21 protein-coding genes are annotated in these 22,104 nt (G+C 72.1%); 17 read left to right on the forward strand and 4 right to left on the reverse strand.

Annotation, left to right across the window (positions count from 1 at the left end):
- Window positions 1-240: 240 nt before the first annotated feature.
- From infC to pheT, 7 genes are all read left to right on the forward strand, one after another.
- On the forward strand, window positions 241-960 hold the full coding sequence (gene infC / locus IFT73_RS05005; RefSeq protein WP_255355133.1) for a translation initiation factor IF-3: 720 nt from the start codon (window positions 241-243) through the stop codon (window positions 958-960).
- Window positions 961-1,155, forward strand: a complete 195-nt coding sequence (gene rpmI / locus IFT73_RS05010) for a 50S ribosomal protein L35 (protein WP_056608260.1) — start codon at window positions 961-963, stop codon at window positions 1,153-1,155.
- Window positions 1,156-1,215: 60 nt separating this feature from the next.
- Window positions 1,216-1,608: a 50S ribosomal protein L20 gene (gene rplT / locus IFT73_RS05015; protein WP_056214223.1), complete on the forward strand. Its 393-nt coding sequence runs from the start codon at window positions 1,216-1,218 to the stop codon at window positions 1,606-1,608.
- Window positions 1,609-1,687: 79 nt separating this feature from the next.
- Window positions 1,688-2,455 (forward strand): TrmH family RNA methyltransferase, encoded by a 768-nt coding sequence (locus tag IFT73_RS05020; protein WP_371811156.1) that lies wholly within the window; start codon window positions 1,688-1,690, stop codon window positions 2,453-2,455.
- A gap of 63 nt (window positions 2,456-2,518) precedes the next feature.
- Entirely contained in the window at window positions 2,519-3,577 is a 1,059-nt protein-coding gene (locus tag IFT73_RS05025; RefSeq protein WP_192166640.1) for an ATP-binding protein, read from the forward strand.
- Window positions 3,578-3,631: 54 nt separating this feature from the next.
- Window positions 3,632-4,735, forward strand: a complete 1,104-nt coding sequence (pheS, locus tag IFT73_RS05030) for a phenylalanine--tRNA ligase subunit alpha (RefSeq protein ID WP_192166641.1) — start codon at window positions 3,632-3,634, stop codon at window positions 4,733-4,735.
- The gene (pheT, locus tag IFT73_RS05035; protein WP_192166642.1) at window positions 4,735-7,251 is read left to right on the forward strand and encodes a phenylalanine--tRNA ligase subunit beta; all 2,517 of its coding nucleotides are present in this window, start codon (window positions 4,735-4,737) and stop codon (window positions 7,249-7,251) included. The genes pheS and pheT overlap by 1 nt, the downstream gene beginning before the upstream one ends.
- Before the next feature lie 110 nt (window positions 7,252-7,361).
- Here the strand turns inward: pheT and IFT73_RS05040 are convergent, their stop codons facing one another.
- Window positions 7,362-7,922 (reverse strand): LemA family protein, encoded by a 561-nt coding sequence (locus IFT73_RS05040; protein ID WP_192166643.1) that lies wholly within the window; start codon window positions 7,920-7,922, stop codon window positions 7,362-7,364.
- A 57-nt stretch (window positions 7,923-7,979) separates the two neighbouring features.
- A complete protein-coding gene (locus tag IFT73_RS05045) occupies window positions 7,980-9,794 on the reverse strand; it encodes a DUF2207 domain-containing protein (RefSeq protein WP_192166644.1) in 1,815 nt (604 codons plus the stop codon).
- Window positions 9,795-9,888: 94 nt separating this feature from the next.
- Here IFT73_RS05045 and argG point away from each other — a divergent pair, with 94 nt between their 5' ends.
- Genes argG through IFT73_RS05095 form a run of 10 tightly spaced genes read left to right on the forward strand, consistent with a single transcriptional unit; the run spans window position 9,889 to window position 19,821 of the window.
- A complete protein-coding gene (gene argG / locus IFT73_RS05050; RefSeq protein ID WP_192166645.1) occupies window positions 9,889-11,319 on the forward strand; it encodes an argininosuccinate synthase in 1,431 nt (476 codons plus the stop codon).
- On the forward strand, window positions 11,319-12,365 hold the full coding sequence (gene argC, locus IFT73_RS05055; protein ID WP_192166646.1) for an N-acetyl-gamma-glutamyl-phosphate reductase: 1,047 nt from the start codon (window positions 11,319-11,321) through the stop codon (window positions 12,363-12,365). Before argG ends, argC begins: the two co-directional genes overlap by 1 nt.
- Window positions 12,362-13,513 carry a bifunctional glutamate N-acetyltransferase/amino-acid acetyltransferase ArgJ gene (gene argJ, locus IFT73_RS05060; protein ID WP_192166647.1) on the forward strand — a complete coding sequence of 384 codons (1,152 nt, stop codon included), beginning with the start codon at window positions 12,362-12,364 and terminating at the stop codon, window positions 13,511-13,513. Before argC ends, argJ begins: the two co-directional genes overlap by 4 nt.
- Complete coding sequence (gene argB / locus IFT73_RS05065; RefSeq protein ID WP_056608287.1) at window positions 13,510-14,487, forward strand: acetylglutamate kinase; 978 nt, start codon at window positions 13,510-13,512, stop codon at window positions 14,485-14,487. Before argJ ends, argB begins: the two co-directional genes overlap by 4 nt.
- Complete coding sequence (locus IFT73_RS05070; protein ID WP_192166648.1) at window positions 14,484-15,653, forward strand: acetylornithine transaminase; 1,170 nt, start codon at window positions 14,484-14,486, stop codon at window positions 15,651-15,653. The genes argB and IFT73_RS05070 overlap by 4 nt, the downstream gene beginning before the upstream one ends.
- On the forward strand, window positions 15,650-16,594 hold the full coding sequence (gene argF, locus IFT73_RS05075) for an ornithine carbamoyltransferase (protein ID WP_192166649.1): 945 nt from the start codon (window positions 15,650-15,652) through the stop codon (window positions 16,592-16,594). The genes IFT73_RS05070 and argF overlap by 4 nt, the downstream gene beginning before the upstream one ends.
- On the forward strand, window positions 16,591-17,106 hold the full coding sequence (locus tag IFT73_RS05080) for an arginine repressor (RefSeq protein ID WP_056608293.1): 516 nt from the start codon (window positions 16,591-16,593) through the stop codon (window positions 17,104-17,106). The genes argF and IFT73_RS05080 overlap by 4 nt, the downstream gene beginning before the upstream one ends.
- Entirely contained in the window at window positions 17,103-18,530 is a 1,428-nt protein-coding gene (gene argH / locus IFT73_RS05085) for an argininosuccinate lyase (RefSeq protein ID WP_192166650.1), read from the forward strand. Before IFT73_RS05080 ends, argH begins: the two co-directional genes overlap by 4 nt.
- A gap of 9 nt (window positions 18,531-18,539) precedes the next feature.
- On the forward strand, window positions 18,540-19,229 hold the full coding sequence (locus IFT73_RS05090) for a peptidylprolyl isomerase (protein WP_192166651.1): 690 nt from the start codon (window positions 18,540-18,542) through the stop codon (window positions 19,227-19,229).
- A gap of 4 nt (window positions 19,230-19,233) precedes the next feature.
- Window positions 19,234-19,821 carry a DNA-3-methyladenine glycosylase gene (locus tag IFT73_RS05095; protein ID WP_192166652.1) on the forward strand — a complete coding sequence of 196 codons (588 nt, stop codon included), beginning with the start codon at window positions 19,234-19,236 and terminating at the stop codon, window positions 19,819-19,821.
- On the opposite strand, the gene IFT73_RS05100 is transcribed toward IFT73_RS05095, so the two are convergent.
- The gene (locus tag IFT73_RS05100) at window positions 19,803-20,465 is read right to left on the reverse strand and encodes a response regulator (protein WP_056608301.1); all 663 of its coding nucleotides are present in this window, start codon (window positions 20,463-20,465) and stop codon (window positions 19,803-19,805) included. The two genes, IFT73_RS05095 and IFT73_RS05100, sit on opposite strands and share 19 nt — an antisense overlap.
- Entirely contained in the window at window positions 20,462-22,066 is a 1,605-nt protein-coding gene (locus IFT73_RS05105) for an ATP-binding protein (protein ID WP_197983497.1), read from the reverse strand. Before IFT73_RS05105 ends, IFT73_RS05100 begins: the two co-directional genes overlap by 4 nt.
- Between the last annotated feature and the right edge of the window lie 38 nt (window positions 22,067-22,104).

Raw genomic sequence — 22,104 nt, forward strand, 5'->3', positions numbered from 1 at the left:
ACGCGCGTGTTTCGCCCAGGTCAACTCGCCGTGGGCGCGTCGATTTCGTGAGGGACCGCACCGGCTGGTACCTTGGAGGCCGAAGTGGAGGTCCACCTCCCACCTACGCGGTTCCTGACCACGGGGTACGAGTCGGTTCACGCATCTGATGCGATCGAACCGGCCTGTGGCGTGTTCCTTGGGAATACGCCACTGGTGGCGTCCGTTTCGTAACGGGGGCCACTTTTTTCGTTTCTGCCCGTGGCCCTCCACACGACTCCAGGAGGATCCATCACCACAGAGCTGCGCGTCAACGACCGAATCCGAGTGCCCGAAGTACGCCTCGTCGGTCCTGGCGGTGAACAGGTCGGCATCGTTCGTATCGAAGATGCCCTGCGACTGGCGGCGGAAGCCGACCTCGATCTCGTCGAGGTGGCGCCCACAGCTCGTCCGCCGGTCTGCCGTCTCATGGACTACGGCAAGTTCAAGTACGAGACCGCACAGAAGGCACGCGAGTCCCGCCGCAACCAGACCAACACCATCATCAAAGAGATGAAGCTGCGGCCGAAGATCGACCAGCACGACTACGACACCAAGAAGGGTCACGTCGTCCGGTTCCTCAAGGCCGGTGACAAGGTCAAGATCACGATCATGTTCCGTGGCCGCGAGCAGCACCGTCCCGAGCTCGGGTACCGCCTGCTGCAGCGTCTGGCCGCCGACGTCGAGGATCTCGGCTTCATCGAGTCCAACGCCCGCCAGGACGGCCGCAACATGACGATGGTGCTCGGTCCGCACAAGAAGAAGTCCGAGGCCCAGGCCGAGGTCAAGGCCGAGAAGGTCAAGAGCATGGATGCGAAGGCGGCCGACAAGGCTGCCGAGGAGGCCGAGGTCAAGGCCCACCGCGAGGCCGCCCAGGCCGTCGCGACACCCAAGAAGCCCCGTCGTCGTTCAGAGAACCTCGACCCAGACATGGAGGCATAAATGCCGAAGTTCAAGCCCCACTCGGGGATGAAGAAGCGCGTCAAGCTCACCGGCAGCGGCAAGCTGCGTCGCGAGCAGACCAACCGTCGTCACCTGCTCGAGGTCAAGTCGTCCTCGCGCAAGCGTCGCCTCGAGGGCTCCACGGCCGTCTCGAAGAACGACGTCCCCCGCGTGAAGAAGATGCTCGGTCTCTGACCGCGTCCCACCCCCCTCCCACGGACTGTCCAGTCCACTGAACTTGTAAGGAGAACTGAGATGGCACGCGTCAAGCGCTCAGTCAATGCACAGAAGAAGCGCCGTCAGACACTCGAGCGCGCAGCGGGCTACCGCGGCCAGCGCTCGCGGCTGTACCGCAAGGCCAAGGAGCAGGTCACCCACTCGCTGGTCTACAGCTACCGTGACCGCAAGGCCAAGAAGGGCGACTTCCGTCGTCTCTGGATCCAGCGCATCAACGCCGCGGTCCGCGCCGAGGGCATGACCTACAACCGCTTCATCCAGGGCCTCAAGGCCGCGGGTGTCGAGGTCGACCGCAAGATCCTGGCCGAGCTGGCCGTCCACGAGCCCGCCGCGTTCTCGGCGCTCGTGCAGACCGCGAAGGACAACCTTCCGGCCGACGTCAACGCCCCCAAGGACGGCGCCGCGGCCTGACCGCGGTTCCTCCCGACGAGCTGACAGCACACACGTGGTGGCGAGTCCTCCCGACGAGCTCACCGTCCGTTCCGGACGCGTGAAGCACGCCAGGAGGCTCGCCACTCGTGCGTTCCGGGCCGATCGGCGCGAGTTCCTCGCCGAGGGCCCGCAGGCCGTCCGCGAGGCGCTGGCGCACGAGCGCGCGGTGCTCGAGGTCTTCGCGACCGCCGACGCCACCCAGCAGCACGTCGACCTCGTCGAGGCGGCGCGGCGCAGTGACGTCGTGTGGCACGTCGTCGGCGACGACGTCGTCGCGGCGATCACCGACACGGTGCAGCCGCAGGGCGTCGTGGCCCGGTGCGCGATGCTCGACCGTCCGCTGGCGGCGCTGCTCGACCGGTCGCCCGGCTTCGTCGTGGTGTGCGCCGACATCCGCGACCCCGGCAACGCCGGCGCCGTCATCCGGTGCGCCGACGCGGCCGGGGCCGACGGCGTCGTGTTCGTCGGCGACAGCGTCGACCCGTACAACCCCAAGTCCGTTCGCGCGACGGTCGGCAGCCTGTTCCACGTGCCGATCGCGATCGACCGCGACGTCGCGGGGTCGCTGGCCGCGCTGCAGGCCGCCGGTCTCACGGTGCTGGCCGCCGACGGGCAGGGCGACGTCGGCCTGTACGACGACGATCTCGACCTCACCGCGCCGACCGCGTGGCTCATGGGCAACGAGGCGTGGGGGCTGCCCGACGACGTCCGGGCCCTGGCCGACCGGGTCGTCGCGGTGCCGATCTTCGGCCGTGCCGAGAGCCTCAACCTCGCGACCGCCGCGGCGGTCTGTCTCTACGCCTCGGCCCGCGCCCGGACGGCCTGATCCCGCCCGACTCGTCTGAGTAGTCCATTGGTACTAGATTCTGCGGACATGGGGACCCGGCACGTGGAGACAGTCGATCACTCCGTGTTCGACGACCACCCCGACGGCGTCATCATCGCCGGACCGGACGGGCTCGTCGAGTACGTCAACCCGCGGATCGTGGCGATGGCCCGGGCGCGCGACGACGAGATGCTCGGCATGCACCTGTCGGTCGCGGTGCCGTTCGACGACCTCAACGGCAACTCCTGGTACGACAGCACGCACCCGTACGACGGGCTCGACATCCGCACCCGCCTGTCGGAGTCGTCGTGGTGGTCGCCCAAGGGGAGTGAGTACCTCATCACCGCGTCGCTGGTGCGCGACCGCAGGGGCGGGCCCGTGCAGCGCGTCGTCGTCAGCGTCCGCAACGCGCGCATCCGCAACCAGGCCGACCGCGAGCGCTCCGACCTCGTCGCGACGGTGGCCCACGAGCTGCGCTCGCCGCTGACGGGCATCAAGGGGTTCACCTCGACGCTGCTGACCAAGTGGGACAAGTTCTCCGAGCAGCAGCGCCAGCTGATGCTCGAGACCGTCGACTCCGACGCCGACCGGCTCAGCCGGCTCATCACCGAGCTGCTCGACGCGGCACGCATCGACGCCGGCCGTCTGACGCTCAAGCGCGGCCCGGTGCGGCTCGACGAGGTCGTCCGCCACGTCCTGACCAACGTCTCGGGCGGGGCCACCGATCCGTTCGAGGTCACGATCACCGACGACGTCGACCTGATCTGGGGTGACAGCGACCGGATCCACCAGGTCGTCACGAACCTCGTCGAGAACGCGATGCGGCACGGCTTCGGCCTGCGCGAGATCGTCGTGCAGAACACGCGCGACCCCGCGTTCGTCGGCGGGGTGTCGCTGCAGATCCACGACAACGGCCCGGGCATCCCCGAGGAGATGCGCCAGCGCGTGTTCAGCCGCTTCTGGCGCGCCGGGCCGGGTGCCGGCAGCGGCCTCGGCATGTACATCGTGCGCGGCATCGTCGAGGAGCACGGGGGAGCCATCGACATCCGCGACGCCGAGGGCGGCGGCGCGCAGATCCGTGTGTGGTTCCCGATCAACGAGCCCGCATCGATGTCGGACTGACGGTCACTAGACTGGGCGAGATCGAACGACGCCCTCTCGAAAGCTAGGTCCGCAGTGTCTGCGCCCAACTCCTCGTACGACCCGGTCGAGGTCACGTCCCTGCGCTCCGACGAGATCGAGCGCATGCGCGACGAGGCCCTCGCGGCCGTCGCCGCCGCGACGTCGCTCGACGACCTCAAGCAGGTCCGCATCGACCACGTCGGCGACCGCTCGCCGATCGCCCTGGCCAACCGCGAGATCGGTGCCCTGCAGCCCCAGGCCCGCAAGGAGGCCGGCCAGCGGGTCGGCCAGGCGCGCGGCGTCGTCAGCAAGGCCCTTGCGGCCCGCACCGCCGAGCTCGAGGCGGCCGAGGAGGAGACGGCGCTGGTCGCCGAGGCCGTCGACGTCACGCTGCCGTGGGACGTCTCGCCGGTCGGCGCGCGCCACCCCGTCACGACGTTGTCCGAGCACATCGCCGACGTCTTCGTCGCGATGGGCTGGGAGATCGCCGAGGGCCCCGAGGTCGAGGCCGAGTGGCTCAACTTCGACGCGCTCAACCTGGGTCCCGACCACCCGGCCCGCACGATGCAGGACACCTTCTGGGTGACGCCCGAGCGCGCCGCCACGGTGCTGCGCACCCACACGTCGCCCGTGCAGGCCCGCACGATGCTGACGCGCACGCCGCCGATCTACGTCGCGTGCCCGGGCCGCGTCTTCCGCACCGACGAGCTCGACGCGACGCACTCGCCGGTCTTCCACCAGGTCGAGGGCCTCGCGATCGACGAGGGACTGTCGATGGCTCACCTGAAGGGCACGCTCGACCACTTCGCCCGGGCGATCTACGGCGACGGCATGACGACGCGGTTCCGTCCGTCGTACTTCCCGTTCACCGAGCCGAGCGCCGAGATGGACCTGCTCTGCTACGTCTGCCACAACGAGCCCGACGCCGTCGCGTCGTGCCGCACGTGCAAGGGCGAGGGCTGGGTCGAGTGGGGCGGCTGCGGCGTCGTCAACCCGCGCGTCCTGATCGCCTGCGGCGTCGACCCCGAGCGCTACTCGGGCTTCGCGTTCGGCATCGGCATCGACCGCACCATCACGTCCCGCTACGACATCGCCGACCTGCGCGACCTGTTCGACGGCGACATCCGTTTCACCGAGCCGTTCGGAGTTGAGCTGTAATGCGCGTCCCGGTTTCCTGGCTGGCCGAGTACGTCGACCTGCCCGAGGGGCTGTCGACCGAGGCCCTCGCGGCACGTCTGACCGCCTTCGACCTCAAGCTCGAGGAGATCGTCTCGTCCGGCATCAGCGGCCCGCTGGTCGTCGGCCGGGTGCTGTCCCTCGTCAAGGAGGAGCAGAAGAACGGCAAGACGATCAACTGGTGCCGCGTCGACGTCGGCGCGCACAACGACGACTCGGTGCCCGACGCCCCGGGCGACGACGTGCCGTCGCGCGGCATCATCTGCGGCGCGCACAACTTCGTCGAGGGCGACCTCGTCGTCGTCTCGCTGCCCGGCACGGTGCTGCCCGCGCTCGGGTTCGAGATCTCGGCCCGCAAGACGTACGGGCACGTGTCGGACGGCATGATCTGCTCGGGCGCCGAGCTCAGCGTACCCGGTGACGCCAGCGGCATCATCGTCCTCGAGCCCGGTGCGGCCGAGCCCGGCGACGACGCGATCGCGCTGCTCGGCCTGGGCGAGCAGGTGCTCGACCTCGAGGTCAACCCCGACCGCGCCTACGCGCTGTCGCTGCGGGGCGTCGCCCGCGACGCCGGCATCGCGCTCGGCGTGCCGTTCCACGACCCCGCCGACGTCGAGGCCGTCACGGTCGCGACGCCCGGCCCCGGCGCGTACCCCGTCGACGTCCAGGACCCGACGGCGTGCCCCGTCTTCGCCGCCGTCACGGTCTCGGGCCTCGACGCGTCGGCGCCGACCCCCGCCTGGCTCGCGCGCCGCGTCGAGCTCGCCGGCATGCGGTCGATCTCGCTGGCCGTCGACGTCACGAACTACGTCATGCTCGAGCTCGGGCTGCCGATCCACGGCTACGACCGGTCGCTGCTGCAGGGAACGCTGGTCGTCCGGCGGGCCACCGAGGGCGAGCAGCTCACGACGCTCGACGGCACGACCCGCACGCTGACCGCCGAGGACGCCGTCGTCGCCGACGACCGCGGCCCCGTCGGCCTGGGCGGCGTCATGGGCGGCGAGCAGGTCGAGATGACCCCCGCGACGACCGACATCGTCGTCGAGGCCGCCGTGTGGACCGCGCCGATGATCGCCCGCACGGCTCGCACGCAGCGACTGACGTCCGAGGCGGCCAAGCGCAACGAGCGCGGTGTCGACCCGACCCTGCCGGCCCGTGCCGTCCGGCGCGTCGCCGACCTGCTCGTCGAGCACGGGGGAGCCACGCTCGAGGAGGGCCTCACCCTGTTGGGCGAGCCGCCCGTGCCCGCCGACATCACCCTCGACGTCGGACTGCCGGCCCGCATCACGGGCGTCGACGTCGACACCGTCGCGGTCGTCGAGGCCCTCGAGGCCAACGGCTGTGCCGTCGAGGTCGACCACGACCGGCTGACCGTCACGCCTCCGCCGTGGCGTCCCGACCTGACCGATCCCTACGACGTCGTCGAGGACGTGCTGCGCGTCGTCGGCTACGACCGGGTGCCGTCGATCATCCCCGTGGCCCCGGCGGGCCGTGGGCTGACGGTCGCGCAGAAGCTGCGGCGGCGTGCCGGCACGGTGCTGGCGGGCGAGGGTCTCGTCGAGGTCAAGACGTTCCCGTTCGCCGGACCGGCCGACTTCGACCGCATGGGCCTGCCGGCCGACGACGTGCGACGGCGCCAGGTGCTGCTCGAGAACCCGCTGTCGGCGGAGGACCCGGGCATGACGACGACCCTGCTGTCGGGTCTGCTGCGCAGCCTCGTGCTCAACATCGGCCGCGGGCACTCCGACGTCCTCCTGACCGAGACGGGGCGCGTGTTCCTGCCCCGCGAGGTCGGCGCCGAGGCACCGATCTACGGCGTCGACCGTCGTCCGACCGCGGACGAGCTCGACGCGCTGACGTCGGCGCTGCCCGACCAGCCGCACCACGTCGGCCTGGTCATGAGCGGTGAGCGGGTGCGCTCGGGCTGGGCGGGGCCCGGCCGCGCCGTGTCGTGGGCCGACGCCGTCGCGATCGTGCGTCACCTCGCCGCGTCGATGCACGTCGACGTCACGGTCGAGGCGGCCGAGCACGCGCCGTGGCACCCCGGTCGCTGCGCCGCGATCGTGCTGGGGGGCGAGGTCGTCGGCCACGCCGGCGAGCTGCACCCGCGGGTGCTGAAGGCGTACGGGCTCCCCCCGCGCGTCGTGGCCGCCGAGGTCGACCTCGACGCGCTGATCGAGGCGTCGCCCGCGATCGGTCCACGTCCGGCGTTCTCGTCGTACCCCGTCGCGAAGGAGGACCTCGCGCTCGTCGTCGACACGTCGGAGCCGGCCGGCCCGCTGGCCGACGTGCTGGCCGCCGCGAGTCCGCTGATCGAGTCGGCGCGGCTGTTCGACGTCTACGCCGGTGAGCAGGTGCCCGAGGGCAAGAAGTCGCTGGCCTTCTCGCTGCGCCTGCGGGCCCCCGACCGCACCCTGACCGACGACGACATCAAGGGTGCGAGGGAGGCGGCCGTGACCGCCGCTCGCACCGCGAGCAACGCGACCCTGCGCACCTGACCCACGTGACGAGGGGGTTGGCGCCCCACGACGAGAGAGCTGCCGCCCCCGACGGGGACGGCAGCCCTCTCGCGGAGGGGCGGTAACCCCCTCCTCGGCATTGCGTCGGGTCAGAAGGTGACGGCCGGGGCGGTGTCCTGGCCGTCGGGGGCCTCGTAGAAGTCGCGGGCCTGCACGCCGGCGAGGCCGGTGAACAGCAGCCACGGGATCGTGCGCACGACGTTGTTGAGGCTCGCGACGGCGTCGTTGTAGTACTGGCGTGCGAACGAGATCTTGTCCTCGGTCTCGGCCAGCTGCGTCTGCAGCTCCAGGAAGTTGGTCGACGCCTTGAGGTCGGGGTACGCCTCGGCGACCGCGAGGACGTCGACGATCGCCCGGTCGAGCTGCGCGTCCGCCGCAGCCTTCTCGGCGACCGATCCGTCGGCGGCAGCTGCCTGGACGCCGGCGCGGGCCCGCGTGACCTCCTCGAAGACGCCCTTCTCGTGCTGGGCATAGCCCTTGACGGTGTTGACGAGGTTGGGCACCAGGTCGGCACGGCGGGTGAGCTGGACGTCGATGCCGCCCAGCGCCTCCTGGGCGGCGATGTCGAGCCGTCGCAGCTTGTTGAAGGCGTAGGCGGCGAACAGCCCCACCAGGACGACGACGGCGAGGATCGTGAGCAGGACGGTCATGGGGTCTCCGGGGTGTGGGACGAGAGGAGGATCGGGCAGGTGCGGGGCCGTGCGGGTCTACCAGGAGCCACCGCCCCCTCCGCCTCCTCCGCCGCCACCGCTGAAGCCGCCCCCGCCGCCACCTGACGAGGACGACGACTGGGTGGCCGAGTAGGCGCTGATGGCCCCGGCGAGCGAGCTCTCGAAGCCCGAGAAGTCGGTGTCGGCGCGCGAGCCGCCCGACCCGGCGGCGATCCCGCCGGCGACGAAGGCCGGCGACGGGGCGGGTGACCCCGTCGTCATCTCGTACTTGCGGGCCCACCGCTCGGCGCAGTCGAAGGCGACGGCGTACGGGACGTAGGCGGTGTAGAGGTCCTTCTCGCCGCTGAAGTCGAAGCGGTCCTTGGCCGAGGGCGTCGAGAGCATCCGTTCGAACCCGCCGGACCTCGACCACAGGTCGCGCCCGAGCGGGGTGCGGCGCTTGCCGACGCCGGCCGTCAGCAGACCGGCCCCGCCGAGCGCGAACCCGGCGAACGGCAGGGCATGCATCGCAGGCAGCGGGCCGACCAGCGCCACGACCCCGACGGCGATCATCAGCACGAACGACACCACGACCGCCACACGGGCCACCGTCTCGGACGCGACGGTGCGTTGGGCGCCGATGCCCGCGGCCCAGCGGTCGACGACGTCCGGCAGTCCGTCGCGCGTCCGCTGGAGCGTGGACCCGGCCTCGACGGTCGTGCGGCCGGCCCGGAACGTCTCGCCCGCCCGCGTCACGCCGATCGACTCGCCCACGAACCGCGAGACGTCGTCGGCTCGCGACCAGGCCTCGTCGTCGCCGACGCCGGTGACGGTCCACGTGCCGGCGTCGTCGTGCGACAGGGTCGTGAGGCCCTGCTCGGCCTGGTGCAGGAGCGTCGCGACGAGCCCGCGGTCCGGCACGTCCTCGGTCGTCAGGTACGCGGTCTGCACGGGGCCGAGACCGGGCGGCGGCTCGTACGTGACGGGCAGGCCCGGCGGGTCCTCGCGCGACCTGCGGTCGAGCACGTAGCCGCCCGCCGCGAGGGCGGCCGTCAGCGCGAGGACGACCAGCAGGGCCGTGCGCGAGCGTCCGAGCGTCCCGTCGGCGCGCACGCTCCACGGCACCGTGACGCGGTCGGGAGTCGGCACCGGCAGGGCGACACGCACCGTGACGGGCGTGCGCGGGGGCACCGAACCGGTCGTGAGCGTCACCCCGTCGGTGCCGGCTCCCTCGATCGAGCACGGTCCGAGCCCCGTCGTGCCGTACCCCGTCACGCACTGCACCTGCTCCGAGGCGCCCGGCAGCGTCAGGCGGATCGTCGCCTTCTCGATCGCCATCTGCCAGCCCTGCGCGACGACGTTCCAGTAGAAGACCGACCGGGACGGGCTGTCGTCGGCCCAGCTGGACGATCCCGAGGTGCCGTTGCCGGCCGTCGTGGGGGACAGGACGCCGTCGATCAGGTAGCTGATCGTGTAGGTGTGGGTGCCGGCCGACACCGTCGTGTCGGGATCGCCGATCTTCGCGACCCGCAGCCGCCGTCCCTTCTCCCACGAGAGCTCGAACGGCACGTCGCGCCCGTCGAGCTCGACCCGGACCTGCTCGGGCTCGAGGCGCACGTGCGGGTCGCGGGGGTCGGCGAGGTCCCAGAACCGGAAGATGCCGTGGCGACCCGCCGGGAACTCGGTGGTCAGGGTCTCCTTGGCGACGAGCGTCCCCTCGGCCGTCACGACGTAGTCGCCGACGTAGTCGGAGATGCGGACGGGATCGGGCCCCGCGGCCGTCTCGTCGGTCACGATCGTGGCGGCGAGCGGCAGCAGCAGGATGACGGCGGCCACCACGAGCACGACGACGCGCAGCAGGATCCGCTTCATGGCTGCATCCTAGGGTGAGGGGGACGCCCCCGACGTGGGTTCGCGCGGACCCCCTGCATGCAAGGTCTTGCAGAGGTGTGCAAGAATGTGTGACATGTCCAAGGTCCTCACCAGTCTTCCGTCCGGCGAACGCGTCGGCATCGCCTTCTCCGGAGGGCTCGACACCTCCGTCGCCGTCGCGTGGATGCGCGACAAGGGCGCCGTCCCCTGCACCTACACCGCCGACATCGGGCAGTACGACGAGCCCGACATCGCCGGCGTGCCGGGCCGGGCGATGGAGTACGGCGCCGAGCTCGCGCGTCTCGTCGACTGCAAGCGACCGCTGGTCGACGAGGGCCTCGCGGCCCTGGCGTGCGGCGCGTTCCACATCCGCTCGGCCGGCAGGACGTACTTCAACACGACCCCGCTCGGCCGCGCCGTCACGGGCACGCTGCTCGTGCGCGCCATGAACGAGGACGGCGTGAACATCTGGGGCGACGGCTCGACGTTCAAGGGCAACGACATCGAGCGGTTCTACCGCTACGGCCTGCTGGCCAACCCCGAGCTGCGCATCTACAAGCCGTGGCTCGACGCCGCGTTCGTCAGCGAGCTCGGCGGTCGCACCGAGATGAGCCAGTGGCTCGTCGCGCACGACCTGCCGTACCGCGACAGCCAGGAGAAGGCCTACTCGACCGACGCCAACATCTGGGGCGCGACGCACGAGGCCAAGACCCTCGAGCACCTCGACGTCTCGCTCGAGACCGTCGAGCCGATCATGGGCGTCAAGTTCTGGGACCCGTCGGTCGACATCGACGCCGAGGACGTGACGGTCTCGTTCGCCGAGGGGCGTCCGGTCGCGATCAACGGCGTCCGGTACGACGACCCCGTCGCCCTCGTGCACGAGGCCAACGTCATCGGCGGACGGCACGGGCTCGGCATGTCCGACCAGATCGAGAACCGCATCATCGAGGCCAAGAGCCGCGGCATCTACGAGGCACCCGCGATGGCGCTGCTGCACATCGCCTACGAGCGGCTGCTCAACGCGATCCACAACGAGGACACGATCGCGAACTTCCACGCGCACGGCCGCCGCCTGGGCCGGCTGATGTACGAGGGACGCTGGCTCGACCCGCAGGCCATGATGCTGCGCGAGTCGATCGAGCGCTGGATCGCGTCGCTGGTCACCGGCAGCGTCACGATCCGGCTGCGGCGCGGCGAGGACTACTCGATCCTCGACACGCAGGGCGAGAACTTCTCGTACCACCCCGACAAGCTGTCGATGGAGCGCACCGACAACGCGGTGTTCGGCCCCACCGACCGCATCGGCCAGCTGACGATGCGCAACCTCGACATCGCCGACTCGCGGGCCAAGCTCGAGATGTACGCCGCCCAGCCGCTCGACCAGGGACAGGTGCTGGTCGAGAACGGCACGCTGTTCGGCGACCTGCCGGCCGGCGGCGCGGTGCGCATCGAGGCCAACCCGGCGGCCGCCGACGAGGACGAGCACGCGCTCGACGCCGCCGCGATGGAGCTGGGGACCGACTGATGGCCACGGTCACGGTCGCCGTCGTCGGCGCCAGCGGCTACGCCGGCGGTGAGGTGCTGCGCCTGCTGCTGTCGCACCCCGACGTCGAGATCGGCGCCCTCACGGCCGCCTCGAACGCGGGGACGGCGCTGGGTGCCCACCACCCGCACATCGTCCCGCTCGCCGACCGCGTGCTGCAGCCGACGACGCCCGAGGTCCTCGCGGGCCACGACGTCGTGTTCCTCGGCCTGCCGCACGGCCAGTCGGGCGCGGTCGCGGCGCAGCTCGGCGACGACGCGCTCGTGATCGACCTCGGCGCCGACTTCCGGCTGCAGTCGTCCGACGAGTGGACCGAGTTCTACGGCGGCGACCACGCGGGCACCTGGCCGTACGGGATGCCCGAGCTGATCGTGGGCGAGGGACGCCAGCGCGACGCGCTCGCGGGCGTCCGCCGCATCGCGGTGCCGGGCTGCAACGTCACGGCCGTGACCCTCGGCATCCAGCCCGCCGTCGCGGCGCAGCTCGTCGCACCGACCGACATCGTCGCGGTGCTGGCCAACGGCTACTCCGGCGCGGGCAAGGCCCCCAAGGCCCACCTGCAGGCCGCCGAGGGCCTGGGCGCGGCGTCGCCGTACGGCGTCGGCGGCGTGCACCGTCACGTCCCCGAGATCATGCAGAACCTGCGGCAGGCCGGCGCCGACGAGGTCACGATCTCGTTCACGCCGACGCTCGTGCCGATGGCGCGCGGAATCCTGGCCACCACGACGGCGCGGCTCGCCGACGGCATCGACCTCGCGGTCGTCCGCGCGGCCTACGAGGTCGCCTACCGCGACGAGCCGTTCGTCCACCTGCTGCCCGAGGGGCAGTGGCCGACGACGGCCGCGACGCTCGGCGCCAACACCGCCCAGCTGCAGGTCGCGGTCGACGACCGCGCACGACGTCTCGTGGTCGTCTCGGCGATCGACAACCTCGTCAAGGGGACGGCCGGCGGCGCCATCCAGTCCATGAACCTCGCCCTGGGTCTCGCCGAGACCACGGGCCTCTCGACGATCGGACTCGCACCATGAGCGTGACAGCAGCCCAGGGATTCACCGCGCAGGGCGTGCCCGCCGGCCTCAAGTCGACCGGCGCACCCGACGTCGCGGTCGTCGTCAACCACGGCCCGTCCAAGGCTGCCGCGGCGGTGTTCACGAGCAATCGCTGCAAGGCCAACCCCGTGCTGTGGAGCCAGGAGGCCATCAAGACCGGCTCGGCGGTGGCCGTCGCGATCAACTCGGGCGGCGCCAACTGCTACACCGGCGCCGAGGGCTTCACGACGACGCACCGCACGGCCGAGACCGTCGCCGAGATGCTCGGCATCGGCGCGGTCGACGTGCAGGTCGCGTCGACGGGCCTGATCGGCCTGCTGAACGACCGCGAGGCGCTGCTGTCGGGCGTCCGCGCGGCCGTCGAGGGGCAGAGCGCCGACGGCGGCCACACCGCCGCGACGGCGATCATGACGACCGACACCGTCGCGAAGGAGGCGGTCGCCCGCGGCGACGGCTTCACGGTCGGCGGCATGGCCAAGGGCGCCGGCATGCTGGCCCCCGCGCTCGCGACGATGCTGGTCGTCGTCACGACCGACGCCGACGTCGACTCCGCGACGGTCGACGCGGCCCTGCGCGCCGCGACGGCCCAGACGTTCGACCGGCTCGACTCCGACGGCTGCCAGTCGACCAACGACACGGTGCTGCTGATGGCATCCGGTGCCTCGGGCACGACCCCGGACGCCGACGCGTTCACGGCGGCCGTGACCGAGGTGTGCCGAGACCTCGCGATGCAGCTGCTCGCCGACGCCGAGGGCGCCGACCACGAGATCGCGATCGAGGTCGTGGGCGCCGCATCGGTCGACGACGCGCTCGAGGTCGGCCGCTCGGTCGCGCGCAGCAACCTGTTCAAGTGCGCGATCTTCGGCAAGGACCCCAACTGGGGACGCATCCTGGCCTCGGTCGGCACGACGCAGGCCGCCTTCGACCCCGCCGACCTCGACGTCGCGCTGAACGACGTCTGGGTCTGCCGCAGCAGCGGCCCGGGGGAGTCCCCCGACGCGATCGACCTCGAGGCCCGCGCGGTCACGGTGACGATCGACCTCAAGTCCGGCGACCGGTCGGGCACCATCTGGACCAACGACCTCACGCAGGCCTACGTCCACGAGAACTCGGCGTACAGCTCATGACACCTGACTTCGACCCGGCCGACCACGAGTGGGCGCCCGACGACTGGAAGGAGGCGACCGACAAGGCCGCCACCCTCGCCAAGGCCCTGCCGTGGCTGAAGAAGTACCACGGCAAGGTCATCGTCGTGAAGTACGGCGGCAACGCCATGACCGACGAGAGCCTCAAGCGCGCCTTCGCCGAGGACATCGTCTTCATGCGCCTGGCGGGCTTCAAGCCGGTCGTCGTCCACGGCGGCGGACCGCAGATCAGCCGCATGCTCGACCGGCTCGGCATCGAGTCGGAGTTCCGCGGCGGGCTGCGCGTCACGACGCCCGAGACGATGGACGTCGTGCGCATGGTGCTGACGGGCCAGGTCGGACGTGAGCTGGTCGGGCTGCTCAACCAGCACGGCGACCTCGCGGTCGGCATGTCCGGCGAGGACGGCGGCCTGTTCACGGCGCAGCGGACGATGCCGGTCATCGACGGCGTCGAGACCGACATCGGTCTGGTCGGCGAGGTCGTCGGCGTGCGTCCCGAGGCCGTGCAGGACCTGATCGACGCCGGCCGCATCCCGGTCGTCTCGACCGTCGCGCCCGACGCCTCGGGCCAGGTGCACAACGTCAACGCCGACACGGCCGCCGCCGCGCTGGCCGTCGCGCTGGGCGCCGAGAAGTTGCTCGTGCTGACCGACGTCGAGGGCCTGTACGCCGACTGGCCGAACAGCTCCGACGTCATCGGCGAGATCAGCCCCGAGTCGCTGGCCGAGCTGATCCCGACGCTGTCGACCGGCATGATCCCCAAGATGGCCGCCTGCCTGAAGGCCGTCGAGGAGGGGGTCAAGCGCGCCACCGTGATCGACGGTCGCGAGCCCCACGCCGTCCTGCTCGAGATCTTCACCGACGAGGGGGTCGGCACCCAGGTCGTGCCGGGGGCGCCGACGCGCATCCGCACGGCCCTGTACTCGACCAGCGTCGACAAGGAGACCCCGTCATGACGACCGCCGAGTGGACCGAGCGCTACCAGGGCGCCGTCATGAACACCTTCGGCCCGCCGCAGACCGTGCTGGTGCGCGGCGAGGGCTCGCACGTGTGGGACGCCGACGGCCGGCAGTACCTCGACCTGCTGGCGGGCATCGCGGTCAACGCGCTGGGCCACGGCCACCCCGCGATCGTCGAGGCCGTGACGACCCAGCTGACCACGCTGGGCCACACGTCCAACTTCTTCGCGACCGAGCCGCAGGTGCGGCTCGCCGAGAAGCTCGTGCAGCTCGTCGGCCACGACGCGCGGGTGTTCTTCACCAACTCCGGCGCCGAGGCCAACGAGGCGGCCTTCAAGATCACCCGGCGCACGGGTCGCACGCGCGTCGTCGTGGCCGAGGGATCGTTCCACGGACGCACGATGGGTGCTCTGGCGCTGACGTCCAAGGAGGCGTACCGCGCCCCGTTCGAGCCGCTGCCCGGCGACGTGACGTGGGTGCCGTACGGCGACGCGGCGGCCCTCGAGGCCGCGGTCGACGACACCGTCGCGGCGGTGCTGGTCGAGCCGATCCAGGGCGAGGCAGGCGTCGTCGTGCCTCCCGACGGCTACCTGCGGGCGGCGCGCGACGTCACGACGCGCCACGGCGCGCTGCTGTGGCTCGACGAGGTGCAGACCGGCATGGGCCGCACGGGCGCCTGGTTCGCGTACGAGGAGTCCGGCATCGTGCCCGACCTCGTGACGCTGGCCAAGGGGCTCGGCGGCGGCATCCCGATCGGTGCGTGCGTCGCGATCGGTGCGGCCGGCACGCTGCTGCAGCCCGGCAACCACGGCACGACGTTCGGCGGCAACGCGGTCGCGACGGCGGCGGCACTCGCGGTCGTCGCGACGATCGAGTCCGACGACCTGCTGGCGCACGTCACGACGATCGGCGACCAGCTGCGGCGCGGCCTGGTCGACCACCCGCTCGTCGCCGAGGTCACGGGACGCGGGCTGCTGGTCGGCGTCGTGCTGCGCCAGCCGCTCGCCGCCGAGGCGCAGAAGGCCGCGATGGCGGCCGGGCTGATCCTCAACAACGCGACGCCCGACCGCCTGCGCCTCGCCCCGCCGCTGGTGCTCACCGAGAACGAGGCCGCGAACGCCGTCACGGTGCTGCGGGGCGTGCTCGACGAGGTGTCCTCATGACCGGGACGGTCCGGCACCTGCTGCGCGACGACGACCTGACCCCGGCCGAGCAGGCCGAGGTGCTGGCGCTCGCGGCCGAGATGAAGGCCGATCCGTACGGGCGCAAGCCCCTGGCGGGTCCGCAGACCGTCGCGGTGATCTTCGACAAGGCGTCGACGCGCACGCGCGTGTCGTTCAGCGTCGGGATCGCCGACCTGGGCGGCAACCCGCTGGTGCTCGACTCCACCGTGACGCAGGGAGGCCGCGGCGAGTCGACCGCCGACACCGCGACGGTGCTGGGACGGATGACGAGCGCGATCGTGTGGCGCACCTACGCGCAGGCCGGGCTGGAGGAGATGGCCGCGCACGCCGGCGTCCCGGTCATCAACGCGCTGAGCGACGACTTCCACCCGTGCCAGATCCTGGCCGACTGGCAGACCGTCATCGAGCACAAGGGACGCCTGGCCGGGCTGACGGTCGCCTACCTCGGCGACGGGGCCAACAACATGGGGCACTCGTACCTCCTCGGGGGAGCGACCGCCGGCCTGCACGTGCGGATCGGTGCCCCGGCGGGCTACCAGCCGGCGCAGCGGATCGTCGACGACGCCGCCGCGATCGCCGCCACGACGGGCGGATCGGTGCTCGTCACCGACGACCCCGCCGCCGCGATCGCCGGTGCCGACGTCGTCATCACCGACACGTGGGTCTCGATGGGCCAGGAGGCGGAGAAGGAGGCGCGGCTGTCGCTGTTCGGCGACTACGCGATCACCGAGGCGTCCCTCGCGCTCGCCGCCCCCGACGCCGTCGTGCTGCACTGCCTGCCGGCGTACCGCGGGCTCGAGATCTCGTCGGAGGTGCTCGACGGGCCGCAGAGCGTCGTGTGGGACGAGGCCGAGAACCGCCTGCACGCCCAGAAGGCGCTGATGGTGTGGCTGCTCGAGAAGTCCGCGGCCCCCGCATGAGCGCCGCCGACACCAAGACCGCCCGCCAGCAGCTCATCATCGACCTGCTGACGCGGCACGCGGTCCGCTCGCAGGGCGAGCTGGTCGAGCTGCTGGACCAGCGGGGCGTCAACGCGACGCCCTCGACCGTGTCGCGCGACCTGGTCGAGCTCGACGCCGTCCGCGTGCGGCACGAGGGCAGCGGGCTCGTGTACGCCGTGCCGGCCGAGGGGGGCGACCGCACGCCGCGACCCGGCACGGGCAGCTCGGCGGCGCAGTCGCGCCTCGCCCGCCTGGTGCGCGAGCTGCTCGTGACGGCCGAGGCGTCGGCCAACCTCGTCATCCTGCGCACGCCGCCCGGTGCGGCCCAGTACCTCGCCTCCGCGATCGACCACTCCTCGCCGGACGACGTCATCGGCACGATCGCCGGCGACGACACCGTGATGATGATCTGCCGTGACCCCGCCGGCGGCGACGAGGTCGCCCGCCGCTTCATGGACCTCGCCGGTCCGACCTCCAAGGAGATCCCGTGACCGACCCCCAGACACCCGAGCCGACGAACGCCCTGTGGGGCGGACGGTTCGCCTCCGGCCCCTCGCCCGAGCTCGTCGAGCTGTCGCGCTCGACGCACTTCGACTGGCGTCTCGCGCCGTACGACCTCGCGGGGTCGCGCGCCCACGCCGTCGTCCTGCACGCCGCCGGGCTGCTGTCCCGCGACGACCTCACGTCCCTGGTCGCGGGCATCGACTCGCTCGACGCCGACGTTGCGTCGGGGGCGTTCACCGCCCAGCCCGACGACGAGGACGTGCACACGGCCCTCGAGCGGGGCCTGCTCGAGCGCCTCGGTGCCGACCTCGGCGGACGCCTGCGGGCCGGGCGCTCGCGCAACGACCAGATCGCGACGCTGTTCAAGATGTACCTGCGCGACCACGGACGCCGCATCACGGCGCTCGTGACCGACCTCGTCGAGGCGCTGGCCGCCCAGGCCGACGACCACCTGGGGGTCGCGATGCCGGGTCGGACGCACCTGCAGCACGCCCAGCCCGTCCTTCTGTCGCACCACCTGCTGGCGCACGCGTGGCCGCTGGTGCGCGACCTCGACCGGCTCGCCGACTGGGACGCCCGCGTCTCGGCCGACTCGCCGTACGGCTCGGGTGCCCTGGCCGGGTCGTCGCTGGGGCTCGACCCCGAGAAGGTCGCCGCCGACCTCGGCTTCAGCGGCTCGACCGCCAACTCGATCGACGGGACGGCGGCCCGCGACTTCGTGGCCGAGTTCGCGTTCGTGACGGCGCAGATCGGCGTCGACGTCTCGCGGCTCGCCGAGGAGATCATCATCTGGAACACCAAGGAGTTCGACTTCGTCACGCTGCACGACGGCTACTCCACGGGGTCGAGCATCATGCCGCAGAAGAAGAACCCCGACATCGCCGAGCTCGCGCGGGGCAAGTCGGGACGGCTGATCGGCAACCTCACGGGACTGCTCGCCACGCTGAAGGGGCTGCCGCTGGCGTACAACCGCGACCTGCAGGAGGACAAGGAGCCGGTGTTCGACTCGATCGACACGCTCGAGGTGCTGCTGCCCGCCTTCACCGGCATGGTCGCGACGCTGACGTTCCACACCGAGCGCATGCAGGCGCTCGCGCCGCAGGGCTTCGCGCTCGCGACCGACATCGCCGAGTGGCTGGTGCGCGAGGGCGTGCCGTTCCGCGTCGCCCACGAGCTGTCGGGCGCCTGCGTGCAGGCGTGCGAGCGACGTGGCATCGAGCTGTGGGACCTGTCGGACGACGACTTCGCCGCGATCTCCCCGGCCCTGACGCCCGGTGTCCGCGAGGTGCTCACGGTCGAGGGCTCGCTCGCGTCGCGCGACGCGCGCGGCGGCACGGCCCAGGTGCGGGTCGCCGAGCAGCTCGCCGAGCTGCGGGACCGGCTGTCGGCCCGGCGACCGAGCGCTGGCTAGGCTCGGCGCATGCGTTCTCGTCTTCTCGCCGCCACGGCGACCACCGTACTGATCACCACGCTGGCCGCCTGCGGAGGTTCTGACGGCGGAGGCTCCGACGGAGCGTCGGCCGCGGATCCCGCGACGACGTCCGAGGCCCCGTCGGCGACCGACAGCCCCGGCGCCGCCGCCGACGGCACCTGCACGTACACCGAGACCGACGAGCCGGGCAAGAAGGCCACGCTCCCGCCGACGACCCCCACGAGCCTCGACGCGGTCACGATCACGACCAACCGCGGCGTGATCAAGGCGTCGCTCACGCCCGACTCGGCCCCCTGCACCGTCAACAGCTTCGCGTCGCTCGCCCAGCAGGGGTACTTCGACGGCACCAAGTGTCACCGCCTCGTGCCCGGGTTCGTGCTGCAGTGCGGCGATCCCTCCGCGACCGGTCAGGGCGGGCCGGGGTACGCGTTCCCCGACGAGCTGAGCGGCCAGGAGACCTACCCGGCCGGCACCCTCGCGATGGCCAACGCCGGCCCCGACACCAACGGCTCGCAGTTCTTCATCGTCCTGGCCGACGCCGACCTGCCGCCCAGCTACACCGTGTTCGGCACGGTCGACGCGGCCGGTCTGAAGGTCGCCCAGCAGATCGAGGCCGACGGCGTGGGCGCCGACGGCACGGCTCCCGCGAAGGACGTCGTCCTCGAGTCGGTCAGCTGACACCGTGCACGACGCGAGCCCGGACGGCGTCGTCGCCCGGGCCCGCGGCCTCCTCGGTCGCACCCTGCACGGCCACGGCGCGTCCGTGCGCATCACGGAGGTCGAGGCCTACGGCGGCGTCGACGACCCCGCGTCGCACGCGTTCACGCGCACGCCGCGCAGCGAGATCATGTACGGACCACCGTGGCGGCTGTACGTCTACCGGTCGTACGGCATGCACGTGTGCGCCAACGTCGTGACGGGGCCGACCGAGATCGCGGCGGCCGTGCTGGTGCGGGCCGGCGAGGTCGTCGACGGGCTGGACGTCGCACGGTCGCGCCGACCCGGGGTCGCGGACGTCGCGCTGGCGCGGGGCCCCGGCAACCTCGCCCGCGCCCTGGGCCTGACCCTCGACGACCTGGGCACCGAGCTGCTGGCCGGCGGGGGAGTGCGGCTGGGGCCCGAACCCGACGTGACGCCGGAGGTCACGACGGGTCCGCGCGTGGGCGTCTCCAAGGCCGCGGACGTCCCGTGGCGCCTCTGGGTCACGGGCGACCCGACGGTCTCGGCCTACCGCCGCAGCCCCCGGGCACCTCAGCGGACCGAGCGGTAGCGGCGCTCGGGGCGCCCGGCGTTGCCGTAGTTGAGGCGGACGACCGCCGTCCCCTGGTCGACGAAGTGCTCGAGGTAGCGCCGGGCACTGACGCGCGACAGCCCGACGAGCTCGCCGCAGTCGGCCGCCGACAGCTCGTCGCCGCGGGCCAGCGCCTCGGCCACGAGCTGCGCCGACTCCGGGCTGAGCCCCTTCGGCAAAGCCGTCACGGCCGCCGGCGGCGTGCCGAACGCGCGGTCGATCGCCGCCTGGTCGGGCGCGCCCGACGCGAGGGTCTCGAGCGACTCGCGCACCCGCTGCATGCGCGACGCGAAGTCGACGTGCTCGAACGGCTTGACGAGGTACTGCAGCGCGCCGCCGTGCAGGGCCGATCGGACGGCCTCGGCGTCCCGCTCGGCCGTCACCATCACGACGCCGACCGTGCTGCCGTCCGCCCTCAGCCGCTGCAGCACGTCGAGGCCGCTCATGTCGGGCAGGTGCACGTCGAGCAGCAGCAGGTCGGGGGACAGGTCGGCGTGCAGCTGCAGCGCCTCGGCGCCCGTGCGGGCCGTGCCGACGACCTCGAAGCCGGGGGTGCGCTCGACGAACCGGCCGTGGATGCTCGCGACCATGAAGTCGTCGTCGACGACCAGCACGCGGATCATGCGGGCTCCTTCGGCAGGCGGATGGTGAACACGGCACCGCGGCCGACGCCGTCACCGTCGTCGTCGGCACCGACCGTCACGCTACCTCCCCGCTGCGTGCAGATGAGCCGCACGAGCGGCAGCCCGATGCCCCGCCCGCCGGGGACGTCCGGCTTGGTCGAGAAGCCGCGCGCGAAGATCGTGTCGCGCAGCTCGGCCGGCACGCCCGGTCCGTCGTCGCGCACGCACAGGACGATGTCGTCGGCGTCCTCCGACAGCTCGACGACCACGGCGGGCGCGGGCCCGCCCTTGCAGGCGTCGACCGCGTTGTCGACGAGGTTGCCGATGATCGTGGTCAGGTCGGCCGACGTGTGGGGCGACAGCGCCTCGAGGGCCGAGTCGTCGGTCAGCGTCAGCGTCACGCCCGCCTCGGCCGCGACGCTCGACTTGGCGATCAGCAGGGCCGCGACGGCCGGGTCGGACACGCGCCGCGTCACGGCGTCGGAGATCGCGGCCCGGCGGCGCGTCAGCACGCCGACCAGCGACGTCACCTCGTCGTACTCGCCGAGCTGGACGAGACCCGAGATCGTGTGCAGCTGGTTCGCGAACTCGTGGGTCTGCGCCCGCAGGGTGTCGGTGATCGACAGGTTCGAGCTGAGCTGGCCCTGCATCGACACCAGGTCGGTGCGGTCGCGCATCGTGGTGACGGCACCGATGCCCTGACCGCGGCTCGAGGCCGACCGCTGGTTGAACACCACGACGCGCTCACCCACCAGCACCACGGCGTCCTGGCTGTCGGCCCCGGGGGTCAGCAGCTCGACGACGGGCTGGTCGAGCCCCAGCGAGTCGAGGCGGCGCCCCACGACGTCCGTGCCGAGGCCCAGCAGCGAGCGGGCGCTGTCGTTGATCATCGTGATCCGCTCGTCGGTGCCGACGGCGACGACGCCCTCGCGGATGCTGTGCAGCAGTGCCTCGCGGTGGTCGGCCAGCGTCGCGAACTCGCGCGGCTCGAGGCCGCGGGTGCGTCGCCGCACGAGCCGGGCCAGCAGCCACGACCCCGCGATGCCCAGGCCGGCGCCCGCGCCGAGGTATAGCACGAGCTCGTCGGCGGCGTTTGTCAGCCGCGTCCAGAACGACGGGAACTGCTCCTCCGCCACGGCCAGCCCCACGAGCGTGCCGGAGTCGTCGATGATCGGCGCGTGCGCCGCCACGAAGCGGTGGCCGCGCGTCTCGACGGTGCCGACCCAGGCGCGTCCCTCACGGACGCGCGAGTCGCCGAGCTCGGCGCGGGTGCCGACGAGTCGGGGGTCGGACGACGACAGCACCCGGCCCGCCGGATCGGCGATCGTGATCTCGGTGGCGCCCGAGAGACCCACGGCCCGGTCGATCGCGGGGGCGAGCGACGTCGCCGGCGCGGGCCCCCTGATCTGGGCGCGGACGACCGACAGGTTCGCGAGGTACTCCGACACCGACCGCATCTGCGCACCGCGCTCGGACGCGAACGAGTCGTTCGACTGCTGCACCGAGATCGCGCCGACGATCGCGAGGACGAAGGCGACGACGACGAGCTGCAGGACGAGGAACTGTCCCGCGAGCGTCAGGCGTCTGCGCTGTGACCACAACGTCCACAACCTCCTTTGGTTCCGCAATGGTGACCCAC

It is taken from the genome of Aeromicrobium sp. CFBP 8757 (assembly GCF_014841755.1).
Classification (GTDB): Bacteria; Actinomycetota; Actinomycetes; order Propionibacteriales; family Nocardioidaceae; genus Aeromicrobium.